This window comes from uncultured Ferrimonas sp. (assembly GCF_947489035.1).
Classification (GTDB): Bacteria; Pseudomonadota; Gammaproteobacteria; order Enterobacterales; family Shewanellaceae; genus Ferrimonas.
In genome coordinates this window covers 21,130-44,098 of record NZ_CANLCI010000014.1, presented here as the reverse complement: position 1 = coordinate 44,098, position 22,969 = coordinate 21,130, and the positions used below count along the sequence as shown (strand labels likewise).

The 22,969-nt window shown below is 52.5% G+C and carries 21 protein-coding genes and 4 tRNA genes; 11 read left to right on the top strand and 14 right to left on the bottom strand.

What is annotated here, in order from left to right; genetic code table 11:
• Window positions 1-78: 78 nt before the first annotated feature.
• The 7 genes from Q0796_RS10190 (at window position 79) to Q0796_RS10160 (ending at window position 4,020) form a co-directional block, all read left to right on the top strand.
• Complete coding sequence (locus Q0796_RS10190) at window positions 79-1,110, top strand: methyltransferase (protein WP_298442575.1); 1,032 nt, start codon at window positions 79-81, stop codon at window positions 1,108-1,110.
• Between the two features lie 66 nt (window positions 1,111-1,176).
• Window positions 1,177-1,263 (top strand) — tRNA-Leu (locus Q0796_RS10185).
• Window positions 1,264-1,296: 33 nt separating this feature from the next.
• Window positions 1,297-1,383: transfer RNA gene (locus Q0796_RS10180), tRNA-Leu, on the top strand.
• 15 nt (window positions 1,384-1,398) lie between these two features.
• Window positions 1,399-1,485, top strand: a tRNA-Leu gene (locus Q0796_RS10175).
• Window positions 1,486-1,490: 5 nt separating this feature from the next.
• Window positions 1,491-1,577, top strand: a tRNA-Leu gene (locus Q0796_RS10170).
• A 122-nt stretch (window positions 1,578-1,699) separates the two neighbouring features.
• Window positions 1,700-3,340, top strand: coding sequence for a FapA family protein (locus tag Q0796_RS10165; RefSeq protein ID WP_298442572.1), 1,641 nt, complete (start codon window positions 1,700-1,702; stop codon window positions 3,338-3,340).
• A gap of 71 nt (window positions 3,341-3,411) precedes the next feature.
• The gene (locus tag Q0796_RS10160; RefSeq protein WP_298442569.1) at window positions 3,412-4,020 is read left to right on the top strand and encodes a superinfection exclusion B family protein; all 609 of its coding nucleotides are present in this window, start codon (window positions 3,412-3,414) and stop codon (window positions 4,018-4,020) included.
• A gap of 45 nt (window positions 4,021-4,065) precedes the next feature.
• Here the strand turns inward: Q0796_RS10160 and Q0796_RS10155 are convergent, their stop codons facing one another.
• Together Q0796_RS10155 and Q0796_RS10150 are read right to left on the bottom strand one after the other, a co-directional pair.
• The gene (locus Q0796_RS10155; RefSeq protein WP_298442566.1) at window positions 4,066-4,797 is read right to left on the bottom strand and encodes a TetR/AcrR family transcriptional regulator; all 732 of its coding nucleotides are present in this window, start codon (window positions 4,795-4,797) and stop codon (window positions 4,066-4,068) included.
• A 492-nt stretch (window positions 4,798-5,289) separates the two neighbouring features.
• Window positions 5,290-6,156 carry a sulfite exporter TauE/SafE family protein gene (locus tag Q0796_RS10150; RefSeq protein WP_298442564.1) on the bottom strand — a complete coding sequence of 289 codons (867 nt, stop codon included), beginning with the start codon at window positions 6,154-6,156 and terminating at the stop codon, window positions 5,290-5,292.
• Window positions 6,157-6,345: 189 nt separating this feature from the next.
• Here Q0796_RS10150 and Q0796_RS10145 point away from each other — a divergent pair, with 189 nt between their 5' ends.
• Entirely contained in the window at window positions 6,346-6,468 is a 123-nt protein-coding gene (locus tag Q0796_RS10145) for a hypothetical protein (protein WP_298442561.1), read from the top strand.
• Between the two features lie 388 nt (window positions 6,469-6,856).
• Here Q0796_RS10145 and Q0796_RS10140 read toward each other — a convergent pair whose 3' ends face one another.
• From Q0796_RS10140 to Q0796_RS10120, 5 genes are all read right to left on the bottom strand, one after another.
• Entirely contained in the window at window positions 6,857-7,528 is a 672-nt protein-coding gene (locus Q0796_RS10140; protein WP_298442558.1) for a methyltransferase domain-containing protein, read from the bottom strand.
• Window positions 7,528-8,298: an ABC transporter permease gene (locus Q0796_RS10135; RefSeq protein WP_298442556.1), complete on the bottom strand. Its 771-nt coding sequence runs from the start codon at window positions 8,296-8,298 to the stop codon at window positions 7,528-7,530. Before Q0796_RS10135 ends, Q0796_RS10140 begins: the two co-directional genes overlap by 1 nt.
• Window positions 8,295-9,230, bottom strand: a complete 936-nt coding sequence (locus Q0796_RS10130) for an ABC transporter ATP-binding protein (protein ID WP_298442553.1) — start codon at window positions 9,228-9,230, stop codon at window positions 8,295-8,297. Before Q0796_RS10130 ends, Q0796_RS10135 begins: the two co-directional genes overlap by 4 nt.
• Before the next feature lie 105 nt (window positions 9,231-9,335).
• Window positions 9,336-9,674: a P-II family nitrogen regulator gene (locus Q0796_RS10125; protein ID WP_298442551.1), complete on the bottom strand. Its 339-nt coding sequence runs from the start codon at window positions 9,672-9,674 to the stop codon at window positions 9,336-9,338.
• Between the two features lie 9 nt (window positions 9,675-9,683).
• Window positions 9,684-11,303 (bottom strand): NAD+ synthase, encoded by a 1,620-nt coding sequence (locus tag Q0796_RS10120; protein WP_298442549.1) that lies wholly within the window; start codon window positions 11,301-11,303, stop codon window positions 9,684-9,686.
• Between the two features lie 75 nt (window positions 11,304-11,378).
• On the opposite strand from Q0796_RS10120, the gene Q0796_RS10115 reads away from it, so the two are divergent.
• The gene (locus Q0796_RS10115) at window positions 11,379-11,885 is read left to right on the top strand and encodes a GspH/FimT family protein (RefSeq protein ID WP_298442546.1); all 507 of its coding nucleotides are present in this window, start codon (window positions 11,379-11,381) and stop codon (window positions 11,883-11,885) included.
• On the opposite strand, the gene Q0796_RS10110 is transcribed toward Q0796_RS10115, so the two are convergent.
• The 6 genes from Q0796_RS10110 to pilV are packed head-to-tail and all read right to left on the bottom strand — an operon-like array spanning window position 11,882 to window position 18,075.
• Window positions 11,882-12,178, bottom strand: a complete 297-nt coding sequence (locus tag Q0796_RS10110; RefSeq protein WP_298442543.1) for a TapY2 family type IVa secretion system protein — start codon at window positions 12,176-12,178, stop codon at window positions 11,882-11,884. The two genes, Q0796_RS10115 and Q0796_RS10110, sit on opposite strands and share 4 nt — an antisense overlap.
• Window positions 12,178-12,564: a type IV pilin protein gene (locus Q0796_RS10105; RefSeq protein WP_298442541.1), complete on the bottom strand. Its 387-nt coding sequence runs from the start codon at window positions 12,562-12,564 to the stop codon at window positions 12,178-12,180. The genes Q0796_RS10110 and Q0796_RS10105 overlap by 1 nt, the downstream gene beginning before the upstream one ends.
• Window positions 12,565-12,568: 4 nt before the next feature.
• Window positions 12,569-16,081: a PilC/PilY family type IV pilus protein gene (locus Q0796_RS10100; RefSeq protein ID WP_298442539.1), complete on the bottom strand. Its 3,513-nt coding sequence runs from the start codon at window positions 16,079-16,081 to the stop codon at window positions 12,569-12,571.
• 1 nt (window position 16,082) lies between these two features.
• A complete protein-coding gene (locus Q0796_RS10095; RefSeq protein ID WP_298442536.1) occupies window positions 16,083-16,532 on the bottom strand; it encodes a pilus assembly protein PilX in 450 nt (149 codons plus the stop codon).
• Window positions 16,529-17,500 carry a PilW family protein gene (locus Q0796_RS10090; RefSeq protein WP_298442533.1) on the bottom strand — a complete coding sequence of 324 codons (972 nt, stop codon included), beginning with the start codon at window positions 17,498-17,500 and terminating at the stop codon, window positions 16,529-16,531. The genes Q0796_RS10095 and Q0796_RS10090 overlap by 4 nt, the downstream gene beginning before the upstream one ends.
• Window positions 17,497-18,075, bottom strand: coding sequence for a type IV pilus modification protein PilV (pilV, locus tag Q0796_RS10085; protein ID WP_298442530.1), 579 nt, complete (start codon window positions 18,073-18,075; stop codon window positions 17,497-17,499). Before pilV ends, Q0796_RS10090 begins: the two co-directional genes overlap by 4 nt.
• Before the next feature lie 240 nt (window positions 18,076-18,315).
• On the opposite strand from pilV, the gene Q0796_RS10080 reads away from it, so the two are divergent.
• Together Q0796_RS10080 and Q0796_RS10075 are read left to right on the top strand one after the other, a co-directional pair.
• Window positions 18,316-18,819 carry a GspH/FimT family pseudopilin gene (locus Q0796_RS10080; protein ID WP_298442528.1) on the top strand — a complete coding sequence of 168 codons (504 nt, stop codon included), beginning with the start codon at window positions 18,316-18,318 and terminating at the stop codon, window positions 18,817-18,819.
• 115 nt (window positions 18,820-18,934) lie between these two features.
• Entirely contained in the window at window positions 18,935-19,438 is a 504-nt protein-coding gene (locus Q0796_RS10075) for a GspH/FimT family pseudopilin (protein ID WP_298442525.1), read from the top strand.
• A 6-nt stretch (window positions 19,439-19,444) separates the two neighbouring features.
• Here Q0796_RS10075 and Q0796_RS10070 read toward each other — a convergent pair whose 3' ends face one another.
• Window positions 19,445-22,969 (bottom strand): PilC/PilY family type IV pilus protein, encoded by a 3,525-nt coding sequence (locus Q0796_RS10070; protein ID WP_298442523.1) that lies wholly within the window; start codon window positions 22,967-22,969, stop codon window positions 19,445-19,447.

Genomic DNA, 22,969 nt, shown 5'->3' with positions numbered 1-22,969 from the left:
AGTTTGCTTGTTTGAGTGTAGGTCAAGCGCGGTCATTCAGCGTATAATTGGCGCCAAACAAGCCGTTACGAAGATCTTATGACCCTTTCCAACCCTAGCCGTCTGTTGCAGAAGAACCTTGATGAGTTTCAAGGCAAACAGTTACTGCTGCTTAATGCCGATGGCGATCACTTGCTGGATGAACTGCTTAAGGTGTGCGCCAGCGTTACCGTGATGGCGCAAGATTTAATCCACTTTCAACAGTTGCAACGCTTTGCCAGTAAAGCCACGGTACTGTTTGGCTGCGATCCTTCTTTATTGCCACACCACCATTTTGATGCGGCCATCATTCGGCTGCCAAAAGCCAAAGAGCAGCTCGCGTTGTTAACCGCGCTGGCCAGCAATGCGGTATTAGCGGGCGAAAACCTCTTTTGGGTCGGCGAAAACAAAGGCGGGATCCGCACCGCTGCCAAGGTGGTGAAACCTTGGAGCCACTTTGCCCTAAAACTCGCCTCTGGCGCCCACTGCCAGTTGCTGCGTGGTGTTAATGCCCAGCAGCAACCATGGAACCCAGCCCAGTGGTGGCAACGTCATGCTGTGGCAACTCCCGATGGAGAGCTAAGCCTCGCCTCATTGCCCGGCGTCTTTGGTCACGGCAATCTGGATCAAGGCACCGCACTGCTGCTGAAAAACCTGCCGCAACTGCCGCACGGTCGGGTGCTGGATTTCGGTTGTGGCGATGGCGTCATCGGGGCTTTTTTAGCCAAACGCAATCCTAAGATTGAACTGCACATGGTCGACATCAACGCCATGGCCATTGCCGCGGCTCAAACCACCTTGGCGGATCATCAACTCTGTGGCCAAGTTTACGGCTCCAATGGCTTGACTCAGGTCAACGGCAAATTTGATCTGATCGTATCCAACCCACCATTTCATCACGGCTTGGATCAAACCTTTAATACCACCCAGCAATTTATCCGTGACGCCGCGGCCAAGCTCAATCCCGGCGGCCAACTGATTATTGTGGCCAACCACCATCTGCCTTACGGCGATGATCTGAATCACGTTTTTGGCCGGGTTAATATCATCGACCAAGACAGCAAGTTCAAAATATACGCAGACGGCAGATAAAATCGTTTTCGTGGTTGACCGGCACCGCAATCTCTCTATAATGCGCCCCCGTACCAACGATGATTCGCAGATGTGGCGGAATTGGTAGACGCGCTAGCTTCAGGTGCTAGTGTTCGAAAGGACGTGGGAGTTCAAGTCTCCCCATCTGCACCAAATCATCGTTCGGAACAATTTGTTGTTCGTGCCGCAGATGTGGCGGAATTGGTAGACGCGCTAGCTTCAGGTGCTAGTGTTCGAAAGGACGTGGGAGTTCAAGTCTCCCCATCTGCACCAACAACAAATAAAAATGCTCGGGTGGCGGAATTGGTAGACGCGCTAGCTTCAGGTGCTAGTGTCCGATAGGACGTGGGAGTTCAAGTCTCCCCCCGAGCACCACATTTGCAGATGTGGCGGAATTGGTAGACGCGCTAGCTTCAGGTGCTAGTGTTCGAAAGGACGTGGGAGTTCAAGTCTCCCCATCTGCACCAGATTTAGACCCCTTGGTCCTTACGGGCCGAGGGGTTTTCTGCATTTGAATCTTACAAAAACTGTACATTTCCCCGCGCTTAGAACACCATGATCTTACTGTTGCCAGATAAGATCAGCCTACATGTTAGAAGCACACGCGCTGTTGTGGGATCCCGAGCAAAAACAGTTAACCCTGTTGCTGGATCCTGCTGAACACCAGCGCACCAGCCCTGCCGATATCCAACGCTTGTTTGAATCCAGCCGCTTTGCCTGCTTGCAACCGCAAAGCCAAGATTGGCCTGCCCTCTTACAACAGCTCGAAACTGCCGAGGTACCACTGACTTTAGTGGTGGCAAAGCAACTGGATGGCTTTTGGCAGTTAGAGATCAGTGCGGATCAGATGCAGCTCAGCGCCAGCCTCACCCTCCCCCACGGCGGCAAGCACGCCAGCGTGGATGACCTGTTGGTGCTGCTGAAACAGAAGAACATCCAACAAGGGCTAAGCCGCAACGCCATCAAGGCCCTGCTTGAACACAGCCGCAATGGCAGCCCAGGCAGCGTGCACCAAGGGATCATCGCCAAAGGTAAGCCCGCGCAAACCGGCCACGATGGCTACCTGCAACGGCTGGTTAAACTGGCTCATGAACGACACCTAACCCCCCAAGCCAAAGATCGTACTCGGGTGGATCTGCGCGATCTGGGGACCCTGCAGATGGTTGGGCGCGGCGAAGTCTTGATGCAGCGCCATCCCCCGAGCCAAGGTGAACATGGCTACGATCTGTTTGGCCGACAATTGCTGGCCGAGCCCGGTAACGTGGTCAAGCTCACCCCCGGCGTAGGCACCGAGCTCAGCGCCACCGATCCTAACCTGCTCGTCGCGTCCCGTTCCGGTTTACCCATCGAAAGCCTCAACGGCATGGCCGTGGATGAACTGCTTACGGTGAAAGAGGTGAGCGTCCGCAGCGGCCACTTAAATTTCGATGGTGCCATTCAGATCCACGGCAACGTGGCGGAAGGGATGCACGTCAAAGCCAGTGGCGATGTGCACATTACTGGCCTAGTGGAAGGGGCGATAATTGAAGCCGGTGGCGACATCACCATCGCGCAAGGGGTTATCGGTCGCCAACGAGAGCAACAGCTTAGCTGCAAGCTGCAAGCCGGCGGTAACATTCACGTTAAATACGCGCAATTCACCCACATCAATGCCATTGGCAATATCCACATTGAACTGCAGTGCAACCATTGTCAGTTAGAGTCGCAGCAACACATTGAGATTGGCGATCCCCAGCGGATGCAAGGGGGCTTATTTGGCGGCCAAGCCAGTGCCCGCGGTAGCCTGATTTGCGTTGAGCTTGGCACCAAAGCCGGGGCCGAAACCAAGGTGCAGATCGGCAGCGACTATCAGCCATTAAAGCAGCAGGTAGAGCAACTGATGCAACAACAAACTGAACTGTCCAAGCAGATCGTGACTCAGCAATTGCAATTGAAACAACTGGTGCAAGAACACGCCAGTACCGAGTTACAGCAACCGCTGCGACAAAGTGTTGCCAGCCATAAAGCGCGCTTAGGGGAAAACCAGCAGCAACTGGAACAGCAAGAGCTCGCCTTACAGGATTTTTATCAACATCTTGATATTAAGGTACTGAAGCAGCTGCACCCGCGGGTTTTATTTGAGATCGGCCACGAGCGCCACAGCAGCAGCAAAGAGACAGGCCCTAGCCGCATCGCCGTGAGCAGCAACAAGATTGAGATCCAGCCCTACACGCCGCCCAAAAGGCGCTAGTGCCTCCATCGAGCACTGTGGCATCATGCTTGCTTAAACCTTGCTATAGTCAACCTTCTGACGAGTTTTACATGAATCATTTCTGGGCCAATGTCAGCCGTATCGACTGGACCGGGCTAGGCACTAAAGTGGCCTTATGGCTACTGATCGCGACCTTAGCGATGCTGGTGTTGCCGATCCCCACGCTGCAATCGCTGTACCTGCAACAATGGGTGGCCAATAACGGCTTTAGCTTAGGCTTGATGGTGGTTTTTTCCGCCAGCTATCTGCTTGGTCAATGGTTACTGTGGTTGTTGCACAAGGCCACCTACAAACGCCGCCAGCTGGAACAACAACAGCAGTTTGAACGCAAGATCGCCCTGTTAGATGGGCAGGAGCGCGCCATTTTACGTGAGTACTTTCTGCAGGCCAGCAGCGTTGTACGCATGCCCTATGGCCACCCCGCGGTCAGCGAGTTGCTGAAAGTCGGCATCTTAGAAGAGGCCGGCAGTGTGCAGCATTACGCCATTGAAGGCACCGTGGGTTTATTGCGTTTAAACCCTAACGCCAAACAGCTATTAAGCCGCCAAGCATTGCGTTTGCCCGAAGCCAATATGACCGACGAACAGCGTCAGCACCTTTTGTCTTCACGGCCTGATTTCATCAGCACGTTAAATGGCGGCCGACGCCACGCCGCTTAAGATCCAAAAAGGCCGCAGTCGCGGCCTTTTTTAATGCGGACAGGATCACAGTGCTTGCAGCAGCGCCTGCTCTCGATCGCATTCGGCCAATTGGTGCTCCACTTCGGCCATCACCCGGTTGTAAGAATCCGGGCGCAATGGGGTGCTCCAATCCAACGAGTTAATGTACACCGCAAACGCATCAAACAGCTGTCGGCTGTCGAGGGGCTTAACCGAACCAGACAACAGTGGGTTTTCCTGAGCACCACTGGCGCCACGCTCTAAATAAGTCAGCATGCTGTGCACCATCGCAACTTGGTTGTCACTGGCAAACAACTCACTTTGAATGCGAGCCCCTTCCACCACCCGTAAGATGGCGCTATAGAACTGATCCAAGTACATCTTCAGCTCTTGCACTCGGTATTCACTGGCTCGCTCAATCACTTTCGGCTGACCACCAAGCGCGGTTAACCCTAAGGTCCAACTGCAACGCTTGCTGGCTATCACCGCAAAGAGGTGCATCGCCACCCAGCGTTCCGCAAAGCTCAATTCACAGCTCATCAAATGCGGCTGACGCTCAACCAGATGCTCAACATGCCGAGCTAAAATCGCCACCAACAGATCTTCTTTGCTGGAGAAGTGCTTATACAAGGTGCCTGCACTGCATCCAGCTAATGGCGCTAATTCAGAGAAACGAAATGAAACCAGCCCCTGCTGCTGCAACAGCTGCTCCGCTAAGCGAACCAGAACTTGGTCACGTTGACGAAAACGTGCTTGATTGGGTGATCCCCAGCTCATTGTTGAGCCTGTCTCCATGGCTGTCATTGTCATTATCCCCTAAGTGCCTGTGGTGCCTGATGTTGTGTTCACTTTAATCAGCAATCTGGGCGGCAACTGTGCGACAGCCCTAACTTTTGATTTTTGCAGCGGACAAATTGTCAAAGTATGCGCCAGCTATCGCTTTGCCAATCAACGCCAACGACCGTCATAACGCCACAAAACGCCCCATAACAACCAAAAGGCAAGCACCGACGGACAAAAAGTCCACCAAGGTAATATCTTTCAGTTTTTTGCATCACACTGTCCCAATTTGACTCACATTCATGCCAACCAAATAGTTGATGAATTTTTATTCATTCTTCATGTTATTCGGCTAAGGCATTTACAAGCGATTGCTGCCCATCGGCTTCATCGCAACAACGGCACCGCTTTGACGCCAGCAAAAAAAACACCCTCAAACCGAGGGCTTGAGGGTGTCGAAGCTGATGACTCAATTAACCACAGGAAGGATTACTGAACCCGCTCATGCTGGTAAGAGCGGAACATGCTGAACGAGGTCCACAGCACCACCACAAACACCAACCACTTTAAGGTATCCAATTGCAGCGATTGCACTAAAAATGCCGCCAGCAGCACCGCGATAGGCCCAGTGATCGCAACCGCCAATACCGCCGCCCGATCCACCGCCTGTTTACGCACAAAGGTGCTGGCAGAAAACGGAGCCAACATGGCACAGGAAGCCATCATGATGGGGAACGCCGCCAGTGGGTTCATCCCCAACAGGTAAACGGTGGTCATGCAGGGGGCGAAGATCCCAACCCCAACGGTCATTAATGCCCCCCAAACAAAGTTAGCGGCGATGGCCAGCAACAGCTTGCCGCCGGTCAGCCCCGTTGCTTCTCCGCCCAGAGGAAACAGCTGCAGCTGCCCTGCTAAGATCAGCAGCGCCACTACCGCTAGGCTCAGGCTCATCGCGATGCGTACTGTTTGTCGGTCTAACTGCGCGACAAAACGGGCTCCCACCACCGCACCGGCGACGGCGCTGGCAATCATGCTCAGCAGCGTCAGCGGATCAACCTCCACCACCCCAAGAAAGATCAGCGCTTGCACCATGGTCGCCAGCACACACTGACCATTCATGGTGCCGGGCAACAAGCGATCATCAACTAATTTAAATTGCTTATAAGCCGCACTTTTGATCGCAAAGCTGCCGATCCCCAAGGTATCTAAGAAGTTAGCGACAAAACCAACCACGGCCACGGCGATCGATTTGGGGCCGAACCACCCCCCTGGCTGCAGGCGCCACACTTGGTAAAGATTAAATAAAAAATAGAGCGCGGTAAGCACACACGCCAGCTGCAACAACGGGATCAGCATCTCTCTGTCCAGACATGAAAAATTGCCGCAATGCTAACGATTTTACTGTGCGCCTGCGGTGATCAAGAAAACAGATTTCGCCAAAAACGAACAATTAATTTCATTTAAATGGTCGATCTTTTACCCGTAGAGTGATATTTATTTGAGCAGGTTCACACAATCACTGTGGTCGTAACGATGGAGCAGGACATGCAGGAACAGCAGCAAGCAGAACATGCCAGCGAGCAAGACAGTTCATGGCGTGATGGCACCGTTGGCCATCAACTGGTCGATTTACTGGAGCAGAACTACAGCGCCTCCGAAGAGGAATAACGCCGCGGATGATGTGATAAAGCCCCTGAACAAAGGGGCTTTTTTGTGTCTAGCGACAGCGGAGTTTTAGAGTGCGTTAGCTGGTTTAAGCACTGAGCCGCGGTGGGTTCGATTCACCCAGCAACGCCGCGCCTACTGTTACAACACCTACGTTACAAGCCCTGCAGCAGCCACACCAACAACGCTTGGCTCGATAACACCACCAACATACTGATCGCCAGTAACATCAATTTCAGCTGCACTCTTGGCATGACACCCACTCCGTGACCTAAACCCATTCTGGGCGAAACAAACAATAACTAAGGCCATAGCAGATTTCGTGCCAATAGAATAAAGCCCTGTTTATTAAAGAAATAAACAGGGCTTTATGGTTTTCGACTCGTGGTTTTTACAACTTGGTGGTCAAGTTCGCCACCAGCCGGTGCAGTGACTGCCCAGACTGACCGTATTTACGTTCGAAAGGGGTCAGTGGTGATTCATCGGGCAATGGCTCAAATTGGCTTTGATGTCCCGCCAGCGCCAACGCTCGCTGAAACTCTTCCAGATAGATCCGCCAATTAGAACGCAGCTCTAATTGCCCGCCTAACGCTAATAACGATGGAAACAGCGGCCCACCGTGCCAACGGCGTTGCAGATGTGACGATTTCGGCCACGGGTTGGGGTACAGCAAATAGTGGTGGCTAGGCTGCCAACCATCTGCCGCCATTAGCCGCCACAGGTCGTTAAGGTTGCCTCGCACCACTTGGTAGTTATCGACGCCACTGTGGTAATGCTGATGTTTCTCCACCCGCGCGGCGGACTTATCCATCCCCAGCACAATCGCGTCAGGGTGACGCTTAGCCAGATTGGCGGTGGACTCACCCACGCCACAGCAGGAGTCCAACACCAGCGGACGCCCGTCTTGCTCTTTCCATGCCTTCAGTTGTTCAAACAACTTCAGGCTGTGATCGGCATACGGGGCTCGAAATTGATGCTGTAGGTGCCGCTGCACCGTGGCATCTAAACTTTCGTGCAGCCCATCTTGGTTGGATTCGATGATCCGTGAATTGCCTTGTTCCATCAGCTGCGCAGCCCTATGCCTTTATCAATTAATCGGTAAGCGATGGCGGTTAACACCACGATGAAAGTGGCCATGATGGCCAAGGACATGCTAACGCTCACATCGCTGATCCCCAAGAAGCCATAACGGAAGGCGTTAATGGTGTATACCACGGGGTTCAACTGCGACACGTTCTGCCACACATCCGGCAGCAAGCTGATGGAGTAAAACACCCCACCAAGATAGGTTAACGGCGTTAACACGAAAGTCGGAATGATTGAAATGTCATCAAAGGTTTTGGCAAAAATCGCGTTAATCAACCCACCTAACGCGAACATGATTGAGGTCATCAGTACGGTTAAAATCAGCATCGGCACGCTGTGGATCTGAATGTCGACAAACAGTAAGGCGACGGTTGTTACAATGGCACCAACACACAGACCGCGGGCCACACCACCGGCTACGTAGCCAATAATGATCAGCATGTTGGGCACGGGGGCCACCAACAATTCTTCAATATTGCGCTGAAACTTCGCGCTGAAAAACGAGCTGGCTACGTTCGCATAAGAGTTGGTGATCACGGACATCATGATCAGCCCCGGCATAATGAACTCCATGTAACTGAAGCCCCCCATCTGGCCAATACGACTGCCGATAAGATTACCAAAAATCAAAAAGTAGAGGGTCATGGTGATCGCCGGCGGCACTAGGGTTTGCACCCAAATACGGCTAAAACGATTGACCTCTTTACGCACCAAGGCGGTGAACGCAATCCAGTAAGGGTGGCTCATGCTTGCTCCTCACGACCATTTTCCACTAAGGACACAAACAGCTCTTCTAAGCGGTTAGCTTTGTTGCGCATCGACAGCACTTCAATCCCCTGCTGTGACAGCTGCGAGAACACCTGATTCAAGCTGGCGCTTTTAGGCACATCCACCTCTAAGGTGTGTGCGTCTAACTGACGGCTCACAAAGCCATCAAGCTGCGCGCTAGGGGCATCTAATGGGGTATCTAAGACAAAGGTTTCCACATCCAACTTAGCCAGCAGCGCTTTCATGCTGGTGCACTCCACCAGCTGGCCCTTATCGATAATGCCGATGTTGCGACACAGCATTTCTGCTTCTTCAAGGTAGTGGGTGGTTAAGATGATGGTGACGCCATCAGCATTGATCTGCTGCAAAAACTCCCACATCGAACGGCGGATCTCAATATCCACCCCTGCGGTTGGCTCATCTAAGATCAACAGCTTTGGCTGGTGCATCAAGGCACGAGCGATCATCAACCGTCGCTTCATGCCACCGGAGAGTTCACGGGCACGGGCATCGCGCTTTTCCCACAGATCCAGCTGAGACAGGTACTTCTTGGCGCGCAGCAGTGCTTCCGCTTTGGGCACGCCATAGAATCCCGCCTGATTCACCACAATCTGCAGCACGGTTTCAAATTGATTGAAATTGAACTCTTGCGGCACCAAACCAATGCAGCGCTTGGCATCGTTTAAATCGGTATCGATGTCATGGCCAAATACTTTAACGGTGCCGCTGCTTTTATTCACCAAGGCGCTGATCACACCAATGGTGGTGGACTTGCCGGCTCCGTTGGGGCCAAGCAAGGCAAAAAAATCGCCTTGGGCCACGGTAAGGTCGATGCCGCGCAACGCTTGTACGCCACCGGCATAGGTTTTACGCACGGCAGATAACGCCAGTGCGTTGGGGGTGTTACTCATGGTGATTCCTCTGTGGCCAATAGGCGCGGCACATTAACAATATGGGGCAAAGCTGAAAACAACAAAGGCGCCATCGGGCGCCTTTGGTCAGCTATCCGAAAGGGCTTAGATCGCCTCTTCGTTCTCTTCGCCGGTGCGGATCCGGATCACCCGCTCTACGTCAGTAATGAAGATTTTACCATCTCCGATCTTACCTGTGCGAGCGGTATCAACGATGGCTTCAATCGCTTGGTCGATCATCTCATCGGAGACCACCACTTCCAGCTTCACCTTTGGCAGAAAATCGACCATGTATTCCGCACCACGGTACAGCTCGGTATGGCCTTTTTGACGCCCGAAGCCTTTCACTTCTTGCACGGTCATGCCAGCAATGCCGATCTCGCCAAGGGCTTCACGTACATCGTCTAACTTAAATGGTTTGATTACTGCTTCGAGCTTTTTCATCGTTGTCCTTTACCAGTTACGTTTACCAAACCCTGAGGTGATCGGATAGCGACGATCTTTCCCAAAGGCTCGAGGCGTTACCCGCGGTCCTACCGCAGCTTGGCGCCGTTTATATTCGTTTAAGTCCACCAAGCGGATCACTCGGCGTACATCTGCTTCGATATGCCCTGCCGCTACGATGTCGGCAACGCTTTGGTCCTGCTCGACATAACGTTCAAGCATGTCGTCCAGTACATCATAAGGAGGCAAGCTATCTTGATCCACTTGATCTGGGGCCAGCTCTGCAGATGGCGGCCGGGTGATCACCCGCTCTGGGATCACCGCCGACAGGCTATTGCGGTAACGCGACAGGCTATACACCAACTGTTTGGGCAGATCCTTGATCACCGCAAAGCCGCCACACATGTCGCCATACAAGGTGCAATAACCCACGGCCAGTTCGCTCTTATTGCCGGTGGTCAGCAGAATTTTTCCGGTCTTATTCGACAGTGCCATCAACAACACGCCACGAGTACGGGCTTGCAGATTCTCTTCGGTGGTGTCGGGCTTTGTACCGGCAAACATGGGCGCCAACTGCCCCATAAAGGCATCAAACATCGGTTCGATCGACACGCTGTCGTAGCTGACGCCCATTGCCTGCGCTTGGGCAGCGGCGTCGGTTTGGCTGATGTCCGAGGTGTACTTAAACGGCATCATCACCGCCTGTACTTTTTCCGGCCCAATGGCATCCGCAGCAATGGCGAGGGTAAGCGCGGAATCGATACCACCGGATAACCCAAGCACCGCACCACTGAAGCGGTTTTTATTGATGTAATCACGCACCGATAAAACCAGTGCGTTATAAATTTGAGCCTCTGTGCTCGGCGGCGCAGTGCGCTCGCCCGCTTGCGGCTCGCCATCAACAAAGTTAACTACGGCCAAAGTGGATTCAAACTGGGGCAGCTCGTGGGTAATGCGACCACGGCTATCAACCACCATCGAGTGGCCATCAAAGATCAACTCATCTTGGCCGCCCAGTAAATTCAGGTAAACCACCGGCACCTGCGCTTCTGCACTGCACGCTTCCAGCACATTTAAACGCTCATCCAGCTTGGTCATATCAAACGGCGAGGCGTTCAGGCTCAGTAAGATTTCTGCCCCTTGTTGACGCAGCTGAGCTACGGGCTCTGGATGCCAGATGTCTTCACAGATCAGTAAGCCTAAGCGGTGGCCTGCAAATTCCACAACGCAAGAGCTGCTGCCGCAGGCAAAGTAGCGCTGTTCATCAAAGACACGGTAATTAGGCAGCTTTTGCTTGTGAGTCAGCGCCAAGGTTTGCCCGTTATGGAACAGGCTGGCGCTGTTATAGAGTTCGCCATCTTGTCGATGAGGGTGGCCAACAATCACCCCGACCGCTGGGTTGTGGTGCTGGATCAGTGCCAGTTGCTCAACGCAGCGCTGGTACAGATCTGGCCGTAACAACAGATCTTCCGGTGGATAGCCGGTCAGTGCCAGCTCGGGAAACAGCACCAAGTCGGCGCCTTGCTGCACGGCAGCATCAATGTCTTTGCAGATGGCGGCGGCATTGGCTTCAATGTCTCCAACCACGTAATTTCTTTGCGCTAAGGCGATGTTCAACGACTTACTCATACCAACACAAGCTATCCTTTTATATGCGTCGCAAGTGTAAGCCAAAGCGCGATGGGAATATAGGGGAGAGCCACGATGCGCAAACGAAACCAAGGGATGACGCTCGTTGAGCTGATGATCACGCTGATCATTGCCGCCGTGCTGATCGCCATTGCCGTGCCCTCGTTGCACACCTTAACCATGAGCAGCCGCAGCCGCAGTGCAACCGATGGTTTATACCAAGATCTCATGATGGCTCGGCAACTGGCCGCAACTTATCAAAACAGCGTGACGGTCTGTCACTTAAGCAGCAACAGTTGCGATGGCGATTGGAGTAAGGGCTACACCGTTTTTATCGATGCCGATGGCAGCAACTCCTTTACCCTAGGCGATGAAACCGTGCAAACGCGAAGACCATTAAATGACGCCGACAAACTGATTTATGCTGCCAATCAAGTGCGCTTTAACGGCGACGGTAGCAGCATTAATAACGGCGATTTTGTTTACTGCCCAAACGATGCTAACAGTGAATATTCGCGCAGCATCCGCTTATCAAGCTCAGGGATGCTACGCAGTTTGGGGGTCAGTGGTAACTGCAGTTAACGTGGGGTGTTGTCGTCCAAGAAACGCGCATCGGCACTGTTAAATTGCGCTTCAAGAGGCACGCATTCCATCACCTTGTCGATGTAGGCTTTCGGCTTGCCAAGACCATCCAGAATGGGTTTTCCCGGTAGTTTGCTAATTTGGCTTAAGCGTAAGCTCGGCTTCAACATCACAAAGAAAACGTGGGGCACAGCCGTTTCATCAATCACGTAGCACTTATATTCTTGTCGATACTCTGCCGCCGCAACTCCGCTGCTGAGCAGCATTGCCATCACTGCCATTGTCGTTTTCATTACCAACACTCCGTTGGGGTTTTTACCCCTTCCATGGTTAACACCAACGAGGTGCAACTGCTGTCGAGAGTAAGCTGATTACCCTGTGCCGCTGCCGTTAGGGTATAGCTGCCACCCGCTAAGGTCGCGCTGATTTTATAGCGGCCACTGTCGGTTTCAAACGGGCTGGTTGCTAACCCTAGTTGGGTTAAATCCGTGGTAAAGGCGCGATTATCCATATAATACTGCTCTTGCAGGTTAGCAACACGATTCAACTGAGAATGCGCCTCGCCCCGATAACCACGACCAACAAACGACTGATAAGAGGGGTACGCAATCGAAGCAATAATAGCCACTATCACCACTGCTATCATCACTTCGATTAAGGTAAATCCGTTCGCTTTCACCGCCTTACTTCCCTCCATGGTGATAATAGATCCGACTTGGCACCAACGATTGACCAGTGGCAACGGTACCAATGCGATTTTCGCCGCCGCCCACCCCAACTAAGCGAAGTTCAGGGTTCCAGTCATTCGGTGCATCATCGGGCTTCGGTGGCACCAAAATCTGTGGCGTATCCGGTAAATTAGAGCCAATGTTCATCGCAAAACTGTGGATGCCTTGCTGTAAATTAAAGCCGTACAGTTTGCCTTGCCCCGCAGCCACACAACTGTTGCTGTTGCTGACATCACCAGGGGTAAAGGTTGTGAAATACGCCGTACCCGCTACGATCAACGGTGCCGACAACGACTTCTCTTTGCTGTCTAAAGGATAGTACCAGCCCAGCTTCGCGCCCAGTGCCAGTTCTTTGCTCAGCTTGTCTGCGTCATCGCCAATGTTACCGAAGGGATCCCCCGCAACGCTGTAAAGGTTGCTGGTGGTGATCGCCTCGGGATACAGATTAGCGGTGGTCCAATGTTGCGTATTAATCTGCCTGTCTTGCAGCGCAAAGAGGTAATCACTGGTACCACTGCCATTCGGGTGAGCACGGTTGCCAGAACCGATCACGACCGCATCGTACGGGATCTCTTGCGCCGATATGATGTCTTGCTGCCCAGGCTGAGAAACGGTTTGTTTTTTCTCAAAACTGGTTTGGGCCACGCTCACTTCAGCGAAAAATCGACGATCACTAATGAGTGTGCTGCTCCCTAACTCAGCAAACTTATTAGCCGACCAATGCGCACGGGTTACTCCGGGTAAGTCAAAACGCCAGACATTGCCGCCGGTATCGGTGGCATAGAAGCGATCGGTTGTGCCATCGGCATCGCTATCAAGTAAAGCAATTTTGTTGGGGATGGAATCGTCCGTCGCAAAGGCCGACGTATTACCGCTGCTGTTTTCGCCGACGAAGCGGTGAACCAGGGCGCCAGAACTGGCATCAACCACATACAACGCTTTGCCAACGTTATCTTCTGTTCCCGCCCCTTGGATATCTTTATTGGTATCGTAGCCGCCACCAAACACCACCACTGGATTGGCATAACCAGGAATGGTTGTTACCACAGGCTCAGACCACGATTGCCCTAATTGTTCAAAGCCAGTGCTTTCATCATCAATACGCCACTTCAAACTTGGGCTGTCCGGATTGGTCACATCAAAGGCGTAGTAGCTGCTGCCACCTCGGCGCATACCAACGTAAACCCAAGCGCTATCTCCGCTCGTGATTTGCCCATCACCATTCGCGTCTTTTATGTACGCCACCGGCACCCCATCCAAACCGTACGTGGTATGACCGCCGGTTTTGGGGTTCTCACGCAATGATTTGACGTTTTTTAACAGTTCCGGCAAAAACAAGGCCCAGCTTTCACTGACGCTGTTGCCACTGTCTTTAAACATGTGCAGGTAGCCCTGATTGGTGCCAATTAGGATCCGCACATCGTCACCGCTGCCACTTTCGCTGTAATTGATGGCCAACGGTTTGGAGTGCAGCGGATCGCCAAAGACACTGTCCCTTGTATCGGCGACACTGCCGTCTTGATCTTCATCGTCCACGTCAACGCCTTTCAGCCAATTAACGTAACCATTCAGATTGACGCTGGCATCAACACCGAGGCGAGAGCGCAGCAGTGCTTCCGAGCCAGCAGCACTGTTTAGGTTATCCAGGGTAAGATCGACAACAGCGCCTCCGGCAAGGGTTTTCACGCTGCGGTTGTTTTGTGCCAACATCGATTCAACCACGCCACCAATGGTAACGTCGTTACCGTCGCCGCCATTTTCAGCGGCGGTACAGGTACTTGCTTTAGTCCAAATAGAACAGGCCGAATTATCGATATTGCCATTACTGCCAATGGCCAGCTCACCGTTGGCATCAACAACCCGACCTTGGGCATCAATGCGCATTTTCTTCAAGTTCCCACGCCAACGGGGGCTATCACTGGGTAAAAACATGCCGTAATACACCGCATCGCGGGTACTGGTGCGATCGGACGCACTGGCGGCCACCGATGGCGAGGTGAACGAAGCATTCGTCGCCAGAATGTCGGTAAAAATTTCGGTCAAACTCTCTTTCAACGCATTAGCATCTTCTGCAGCATAATAGGTGCCACCACCAACCGAGGCCGTTTGACTCAAAATCGGTGCCGCATCCGCCGCGCCTTCGGAAAAGCCAATGGTGTAGGTAACCACGCGCTGCTGACCCGTAGCGCTGGGCTTCATGTCATTCTCAAACATGAATTTAGCAATGGCTGGTAAGTAATTAGACCGATCGGTTCCCCGATCACTCACCGTCATGGCATCACTGCTAGAGATCGGAAATTCATGCGCTGACGCCCCGAGCTCAGAAGCGATCACACTGTTGTATTGGTAATCATTGGTTGGTGCACCATCGGTAATCAAAATCACATAGGCTTGCGCTTGGCAATCCTGCAGTGGTGACAAATAAAGGTTATTACTAATAACAGCCGAATCATAATTTGGCGTGGCATTGTAGCGACCGTTCATCGGCGCCAATCCCGCAAAATAGCGGTACGTTTCAAACAGCGTTTCGCACAGCGGCGTCCAAGTGTCTGCCGGGGTCCCTTCCATCGTGGTCAACATCGATGCTCGGTTTGTATCGGTCATCTCTTGAATACCAAAGATGACCCGACCGCCGTTGTTATTTAATTCTGTCTCGGTAATGTCACTGGTATCACCATTTCGGTTAAAAATCGCCATACCAAAATCAACCCCAGGAGTGGTCGACACTAAGTTATGGATGGTGTCTTTTGCGACACGAATGCGCGTTTTTTCAGTCTCAGTACGATGGTTGTGGTACCAATCTAGGTAATTCGCGGTGTACATGGTGTACGCATTAGCAACATCAAACTTGGCGCCGCTCAGCGCTGCATCGCGGGCGGCTTCCAGTTCTGCCACCGTCATACTCGCCGTACTGCCGTCGTACCCGGTTGCGCTACCGTGCATCGGAAAGCCGATTGCAATGCCGCTAGATTGGCTACTTGCCCCCAAATCCAACTTAACAATATCAGTATCACAATCAACAATATAGGTGCCATTTTGCCATTCACCGCGGGTTAACTGACGCCATTTGTTATTCACCGCACTTTGACCTAAATGATGAAAGCGAAACTTCGAGGTAAACTGGCCGTACTGGGCTAACGGTGCCTCACTACTGCGACAGCCATTGTCGGTAATATCAATATACTTAGGGTTATCACTTAAGGATGGGGGCTGATTGCCCGTAGTGAAATAGATCCGGTTGGCGCCACTGCCAGAGATGTAATTGGTATTCGGATCGTAATCGGACGAGACGGTCACTTTGTTGTTTTCCATCGAGCCGGAGTTATCCATGATGATCAGCACTTGCGGCCGCGAACTGACGTTCAAATTGCCGCCAGAGACGTACAGCTCAGTATCATCAGCCATCACGCTTTGGCCGATGGCCAGTGCCGTAACGATTGCGCTTATCCCTGCGCTTACTTTTTTCATCCTATCCTCCTGTCGCACGCAGTACCGGCTGCTCAACCCCAGCGACAACAGATAAACTGCCACGGTTGTTACGACCAAACACAATGGTGCTCTCTAATTCACTTTGTCGGCACGCTAATACACCACTGGCGGTGGCGTTGCGCGAACGTCGACAGCTGCTTTCTACGATAAATGTCACCAGATTGGGGTTGGCATTAGGGTTCGCCGGATCCGCAGGGGCCGCGCCATCTGGCGTAGTAATAAACTGGCTATCACCGCGGGAGAGACGCTCTTGCTCGATGAACCCCTCTTGCTCACCATTGGCCAGTTGCACCGCTTCTTCTCGGGCCACACTGGCGGTTGCCATTTGAGTAGTGGCTCGGCTGCGGGTCGCTAACGAAACCGCCACTAAGGTTAAGATCAACAGCAACAAGATGCTGGTCACTAACGCAACCCCGGCTTGATTTTTCATATGCCATCTCTCCGGTTAACGATAATGGGATTACGCAACATCACCGTGGTGGATACCTTTTTTCGACGTAAACCGTCGTTGCTGATGGACCGCGCACCACTGGGCATATCGTAAGTTACGGCACCCGTTTTTAAGCTCTTGTCTGGGGCAACACTGGTAAGTAATAGATGCACCCGTACCGATACAATTTGACTCAGCCCCTGCTGATCCCAAATGGCATCGGTAACATCAGGCGTTGCAAGGTAAGTATCAACAACGCTGTCGCCGTTAATATCCACTCCAAATTCATACTCAATCGCCTCGATCCCTTCCACCAGCGGCGTTGCGGTGGCCATGCCTGCTGCGCTTAAATCGTGCATATAGAGCGATGGGATCCCGCCGGCATTTTTGCGAATGTAATAGCTGCGGTGCCGATAGCGATAGACGCGGCTGTTGCTGATCCCAGCAGGGATGCCATCGCTGCCTTGGAAGAATTGGCCTTGGTTAACATTAACGGCGTAATAAATTTCATTGTCGGCCAGATCAGCCGCCAGAAGTGGCACACCATCAAGCCGCTTCACTTGCAGCACATCACTGTCTTTCACCACTTGAGTGATGCAGGTTAAGGTAGGATCGGTCTTTACGTGTTCTGCCCATAGGGTGCGAAAATGGCCCACAGCAGCGGGGTAACTGCTGTTATTAAGCCCTGCGCCAATGCAATCTGAACCACCCGCTAAATTTGGAGACGCGACAGTCGCAGTAACCAGATCAGCCCCGGTGAGATCAGCAAAAAAACCCGCCTGAGCAATATCATCCTGCAGCATCCGCAGCGATAACCGAGCACTTTCTTGCAGCTGATTTTGTTGACCGGTGGCGTTCACACTGCTGGCCGACATCGTGAACACTGAATAGGTTGCGCCAAGCACAAACAAGCCAATGGTTAAGGCGACCATCAATTCCGGTATCGTTAATCCACGTTGCTTATTCATAGAGCGGCCACCACAACGGTACTGATCACCACTTGGCGGCGCTTATTGCCGCTGGTACCGCAGCTTTTCGCATTCGCACTGGAACGATCGGCGGCGTCACTGCTGCCAATCAGACCTTGCCAAGAAACCACCACTTCCACGTCATTACCAACCACAAAAACGCACCCCGTTACATCCTCAGCAACACCAATATTGGTGCTTCCGACCCGCTCACTTCTGCCGCTGAGTTCTTGATCCCACTGGTACTGATCCCAATTGGTCATCTCAGTTGGTGTGCATTGATTAATAACACCGGATGTTTTATTGCAGCTTTTGGATGGCAACGTGATGGTCGCAGCCCCGTAATTATTAAAAATGTAATTATCACGCTGGGCAGGGTTTAAGCGAATGCGATCAACCATATCCGCGGCCATCATGGTCGCTTGGGAATAGTTAATGGATGCGTAACTGCTGCGCTTTGAAAACACATGCAGCTGGAACACCCCTAACAGGCCGATGCTCAGAACAACCCCGGCGATCAGTACTTCGATCAGGGTCATTCCTGTTTGATTGGTTCTTCTTTGTCCAACAACCATGTCAGACTCCCTATTTAAAGCAATAGATTCCGTTCTATCGAGGCATTGGCGTCCTGTCGGCCAATTGCGATAACATTAACACTCAAGCGAGCAAATGATAACCACAAAAGCGTTCAGAAGTTAGCCTTAATTCGCTGATAAACTAGGATTTGTTGACATTTAAAACCATTGTTTTGGACGGCTAAAATGGATTTTAACTGCACCCAATAGCCTTTGGGGAAGCATGTTTAGGGATAGGGCATGAAAGTAGAACACGGATTTACACTGGTTGAATTAATGATAACCATTGCCATTGCAGCCATCTTATTTGGTATTGCAATGCCTTCGCTAAGCGATGCACGGCAAAGTACGCGAGCCACTAGCGGCATTGAACAGATCCAGCAGGATCTCCTCTATTCTCGGCAGATGGCGACCGCCTATTTAAACCCCGTCACCATCTGTCCGATCAATGAGGACAATGTGTGTGATGGTGAATGGCTGAACGGCTATACGGTCTTCATTGATGAAGATACCGATGCTCAGCTCGACAGCACAGAAGAGGTTTTGATCCGTCGCGGTAATTTTAATGATGATGACTTCATCAATGGCGCAGATTTCTACCGCTTTAGCGTAGATGGTTTCCTCAGTAGCGACGTCAACATCCGCTATTGCGCTGAATCCAAAAATGGCGCCCACAAAAGGCAACTTGATATCAGTGAAACAGGGCTAATCCATAAATCAAACTCTGCTGGCAATTGCAGCTGAGCTAACCCCGATACAATATGCGTACACAAAAGGGCAGCATCCATTGATGCTGCCCTTTCGTTTGTGGTTGTCTCTGTAGTCGAACTGTTGCCCTCAATCCTGTCGGACAGTAATCATGCACACCCAATGTGGCCGCACTCTCATTGAACTCTTGATAGCCATCGCTATCGCCACCATCTTGCTCGGCATTGGTCGCCCAGTTATCGATTATTTGCTGGCCCACAGCCGCGCCTCAACCCACATCAGCCAGCTATATCAAGATCTCAACTACGCACGGCAATTGGCCGTAAGCTACCAAAACACCATTACCGTCTGCCCGATTAATGATGACAACCGTTGCAGTAACCAGTGGCAACACGGTTATTCCGTCTTTATCGATACCCAGCCCAAAGGACGCTGGAACGAGGGCGATGAAATATTACAGCAGCGGGCCGCTATCGCCCCCCAAGACTTTATTACGGCCAGTCGGACTCAGGTGCGTTTCAGCAGCGATGGTTTCACTTATTTCACCGGTTCTATCCGTTACTGCCCACTACAACGCAACAGTGAGTTGCGACAACAAGTGACCATCAGCGCAACCGGTGGGATCCGCTATCACCCTAAGCCCAAAGCCTGTTAAAGCTTATTAATTATTACCGCTATGGTAGTAAACCCGATTGGGGGTCATTAGCTGGTTCGTGGCAATGGTGCCACTGCGATTATCGCCCGCCCCCACCCCGATCAAATACAGCGTGGGATCCCAATCATCCGGAGTGGGCGATGGCGGTGGCGGCACCACGATTTGAGGGGTGTCTGGTAAGCGAGCCCCTAAGCTGACGCTGCGAATGCCGATCCCTTGTTGCAGCGAGAACTCATACAGATGCCCTGCACCAGCCGACACACAGGCGTTGATGCTTGCTCCTGTATCGCCGGGAGTGAAGGTGGTAAAAAAAGCCGAACCGGCGATCACCGTTGGTGCCGCTAACGCTTTCTCTTTCGGTGCTAACGGGTAATACCAGCCAAGCGTAGCCCCTAAGGCCAGCTCTGCCGCCAATTGCTCTGCCTCATTATCGGCATTGCCAAAAGGATCATTCGCCACGTTATACAGGCTCGCTTGAGTGATCACCGCTGGAGCAGGGTTATCATCGGTGCCAAAGGTTTGGCTTAGCACCCAGCGATCCTGCAGCATGTAAAGGTGATCATTGGTGCCGGTAGAGTTTGGGTGAGCCCGATTGCCACTGCCCACAACCACCGCATCAAACGGCACTTCACTGTTGGTCACAATGGTGCTGTCACTGCCATCGGGGTTTTCAATAACCAGCTCTTGGCGTAGATCAAAACTGGTTTGGGCCACGCTCACTTCCGCATGAAAGCGGCGATCGTTAGCTAAGGTCGTGCCGCCGAGATCGGCAAACTTGATTACGCTCCAGCTGTCACGTTCGCTGCTCGGCATATCGATACGCCACACGTTGGCGCCGGTATCGGTAGCATACAGACGATCACTGATCCCATCGCCGTCACTGTCGAGTGCAGCAACTTTATTGGGGATTGAATCCGTTGTGGGTAGCGGCGTCGAGCTGCTGCTCTTCGTCGCTAATGCGGTAAAACGGTGCACTAAGCTGCCGCTTTCGGCATCCAAAATAAACACCCCTCGCCCCATATTATCGGCAGCACCCACGGTCAGGCTGTCTTTATTGGCATCATAACCGCCGCCCACGATTACAACTGGCTTGCCACCATTGGCCGGCACCGTGGTTACTAAGGGTTCCGCCCAAGTCTGTCCCAGCTCCGCCATATTGGGACTGGCAGAACTGACTTTCCACATCAAACTGGGGCTGTCCGGATCGGTGATATCCAGCCCGTAATAGATGCGGCCACCGCGGCGCAAACCAAAGTAAAGCCAGACTTTGTCGCTACCCGCGTCCACTACCCCATTGCCGTTGCTGTCTTGAATATAAACAACCGGCGGCCCATCTACGCCGTACACCGTATGGCCACCCGTTTTTTCGTTGGCACGAAGCTGAGGTAAGGTATCGAGCAGATCTGCCACATACCAGCTCCAACTTTCGCTAACGCTGTTGCCTTTATCTTCAAACATGTGCAGCACGCCAGCATTGGTGCCGACCACAATACGCACCCCATCACCGCTGCCGTAGTTGATCGCCACAGGCTTCGAATGCAGCGGATCACCCATGACGTCGAAGCGCAGATCCGTGGCGCTTAAATCTTCATCTTCATCATCGACATCCACGCCTTTTAACCACGACACATACGCGGTCGCTAAGTTGCTGTCTGAGATCCCTAAGTCACTCAACATCTCGCTTTCCCCGCCAACCGCTGCAGCCAAGTTCGCCTTATTGAGGCTGACAAGAGCGCCACTACTGCCTGCTGGAGAGGTGAAAAAGGTGCGATTGGTTTGCTTTTGCAACGCCTCCAGCACCCCACCACTGCCCACGTCGTTACCATCGCCACCACTGGATGCCAAAGCGCAGATGCCGCTGGAGGTCCAGATGGTGCAGGCGTTATCGGAAATGTTGCCTTCAATGTCTATCGCTTTGCTGTCGCTGCTATCCACAACCTGACTGGCGCTATTGATCTTCAACTTCTTCAAGTTGCCCAACCAACGAGGCCGATCACTCGGCAGAAACATGGCGTAATAGACCGCATCTAAGGTGCGCGTACGATCAAAACTATTGGCCGCGATTGAGGGCGAGGTGAACGACGCGTTAACCGCAAGGATTTGACTAAAGATCTGCTGTAACGCCCCCTGCAGCGCTTGTGCATCAGCGGCCGGATAGTATTCACCACCACCACGCAACGCCGCCTCTTCCAGTACATTGGCAGCGTTGTCCGCGCCATCCGAAAAGCCGATGGTGTAGGTCACCACCCGCTGCTGCCCCTGCAAGCTGGCACTGAGATCGCTGTTGTAGAGCTTATCGGCCACCCCAGGTAATAGATTGCCATCCACCTTATCGGCGTCGGTTAACCCCAGCTCTGATTTAATCAAGCTGTCGTAGCTGTTGTCTCGCGTTGGCGCGCCATCGGTGATCAACACCACATAAGCCTGAGGCTGACACGCCAGCATGGGCGAGGTGTAGAAGCCATTGTTGATGACGCTGGCATCAAACACTGGGGTGCGACTGGGCTCTAACGTCCCCTTATGCACAGCTTTACCGGCGTAGTAACGATAAGCTTCAAACAAGGTTTCACACAGTGGCGTCCAGGTGCTGGCCGACAGCGCATTGACCGTATTCACTAGCGAAGTGCGGTTCGTGTCGGTCATCTCTTTAATGCCCTTGACCACTCTGCCGGCATTTTCATAGTTAAACACCGTTAAACCAAAATCCACGCCAGCGGTGCTGTTCACCAAGCCGGTGATGGTGTCTTTGGCGATCTGCAGCCGAGTTTTATCCGACGTGGTCGCAGTGTGGAAATAGGTTAGATAGTTTTCGGTAAACAGCGTTACGGTATCGCCGCTACCAAATCGAGTCCCAGCTTGGGCAGAAGCGGCATTGGTTTCGCGCTCTAGTGCCGATGCCGTGGTGGCCGTGCCATCAAAGGGGGAGGTTTTATTAACGTCTTGCACAAAGCCACTGCCACGCAATCCCGAGTTAGGATGACTGCTGGCATTATTGGCATTGGCGCTGTCTAAATCCGCCTTGCAATCGATAATAAACAGCTGACGTTTATCATCGGCAATAGAGTCGGGCAGCTGCCGCCAAAAGATGCCGTTATTGCGATTCTTATTGTAACGAAAGGCGCGGATGTTATTGGTGTACAGGCCGCCATAAGTCAACAGGTTGATGCTGGCATTGCTGGGGTGTGGCCGCAAAGAATCGGCGCACGCATTTTGGTTCCAATTGACATAGCGGCGTTCACTGCCGTCGCGAGGATCGGGGTAATTGCTGGGATCAACCGCACCTTTAACGTAATAGATGCGATTGCGATTATTGCCGTTGGTGTAATCCACCGTGGGATCAAAGGGGGCTGGCGCCACGGCTTCCTCAGTACGCATCGAGCCCGAGTTGTCAAAGATGATCATCACCTGAGGTCGCGAGGAGGTGATCACATCGCCCCCCGCCACATAAAGTTCGGTGTCATCCCCAGCAGCAGGCAACACTAAGCTCAGCCCCAGCACCAGCGAAGCCCATTGTTTATTGGCAGCGTTCAT

Coding starts and splice junctions, on each gene's coding strand:
- Q0796_RS10190 (WP_298442575.1), top strand. CDS start 79: ATGACCCTTTCCAACCCTAGCCGTCTGTTGCAGAAGAACCTTGATGAG.
- Q0796_RS10165 (WP_298442572.1), top strand. CDS start 1,700: ATGTTAGAAGCACACGCGCTGTTGTGGGATCCCGAGCAAAAACAGTTA.
- Q0796_RS10160 (WP_298442569.1), top strand. CDS start 3,412: ATGAATCATTTCTGGGCCAATGTCAGCCGTATCGACTGGACCGGGCTA.
- Q0796_RS10155 (WP_298442566.1), bottom strand. CDS start 4,797: ATGAGCTGGGGATCACCCAATCAAGCACGTTTTCGTCAACGTGACCAA.
- Q0796_RS10150 (WP_298442564.1), bottom strand. CDS start 6,156: ATGCTGATCCCGTTGTTGCAGCTGGCGTGTGTGCTTACCGCGCTCTAT.
- Q0796_RS10145 (WP_298442561.1), top strand. CDS start 6,346: ATGCAGGAACAGCAGCAAGCAGAACATGCCAGCGAGCAAGACAGTTCA.
- Q0796_RS10140 (WP_298442558.1), bottom strand. CDS start 7,528: ATGGAACAAGGCAATTCACGGATCATCGAATCCAACCAAGATGGGCTG.
- Q0796_RS10135 (WP_298442556.1), bottom strand. CDS start 8,298: ATGAGCCACCCTTACTGGATTGCGTTCACCGCCTTGGTGCGTAAAGAG.
- Q0796_RS10130 (WP_298442553.1), bottom strand. CDS start 9,230: ATGAGTAACACCCCCAACGCACTGGCGTTATCTGCCGTGCGTAAAACC.
- Q0796_RS10125 (WP_298442551.1), bottom strand. CDS start 9,674: ATGAAAAAGCTCGAAGCAGTAATCAAACCATTTAAGTTAGACGATGTA.
- Q0796_RS10120 (WP_298442549.1), bottom strand. CDS start 11,303: ATGAGTAAGTCGTTGAACATCGCCTTAGCGCAAAGAAATTACGTGGTT.
- Q0796_RS10115 (WP_298442546.1), top strand. CDS start 11,379: ATGCGCAAACGAAACCAAGGGATGACGCTCGTTGAGCTGATGATCACG.
- Q0796_RS10110 (WP_298442543.1), bottom strand. CDS start 12,178: ATGAAAACGACAATGGCAGTGATGGCAATGCTGCTCAGCAGCGGAGTT.
- Q0796_RS10100 (WP_298442539.1), bottom strand. CDS start 16,081: ATGAAAAAAGTAAGCGCAGGGATAAGCGCAATCGTTACGGCACTGGCC.
- Q0796_RS10095 (WP_298442536.1), bottom strand. CDS start 16,532: ATGAAAAATCAAGCCGGGGTTGCGTTAGTGACCAGCATCTTGTTGCTG.
- Q0796_RS10090 (WP_298442533.1), bottom strand. CDS start 17,500: ATGAATAAGCAACGTGGATTAACGATACCGGAATTGATGGTCGCCTTA.
- pilV (WP_298442530.1), bottom strand. CDS start 18,075: ATGGTTGTTGGACAAAGAAGAACCAATCAAACAGGAATGACCCTGATC.
- Q0796_RS10080 (WP_298442528.1), top strand. CDS start 18,316: ATGAAAGTAGAACACGGATTTACACTGGTTGAATTAATGATAACCATT.
- Q0796_RS10075 (WP_298442525.1), top strand. CDS start 18,935: ATGCACACCCAATGTGGCCGCACTCTCATTGAACTCTTGATAGCCATC.
- Q0796_RS10070 (WP_298442523.1), bottom strand. CDS start 22,969: ATGAACGCTGCCAATAAACAATGGGCTTCGCTGGTGCTGGGGCTGAGC.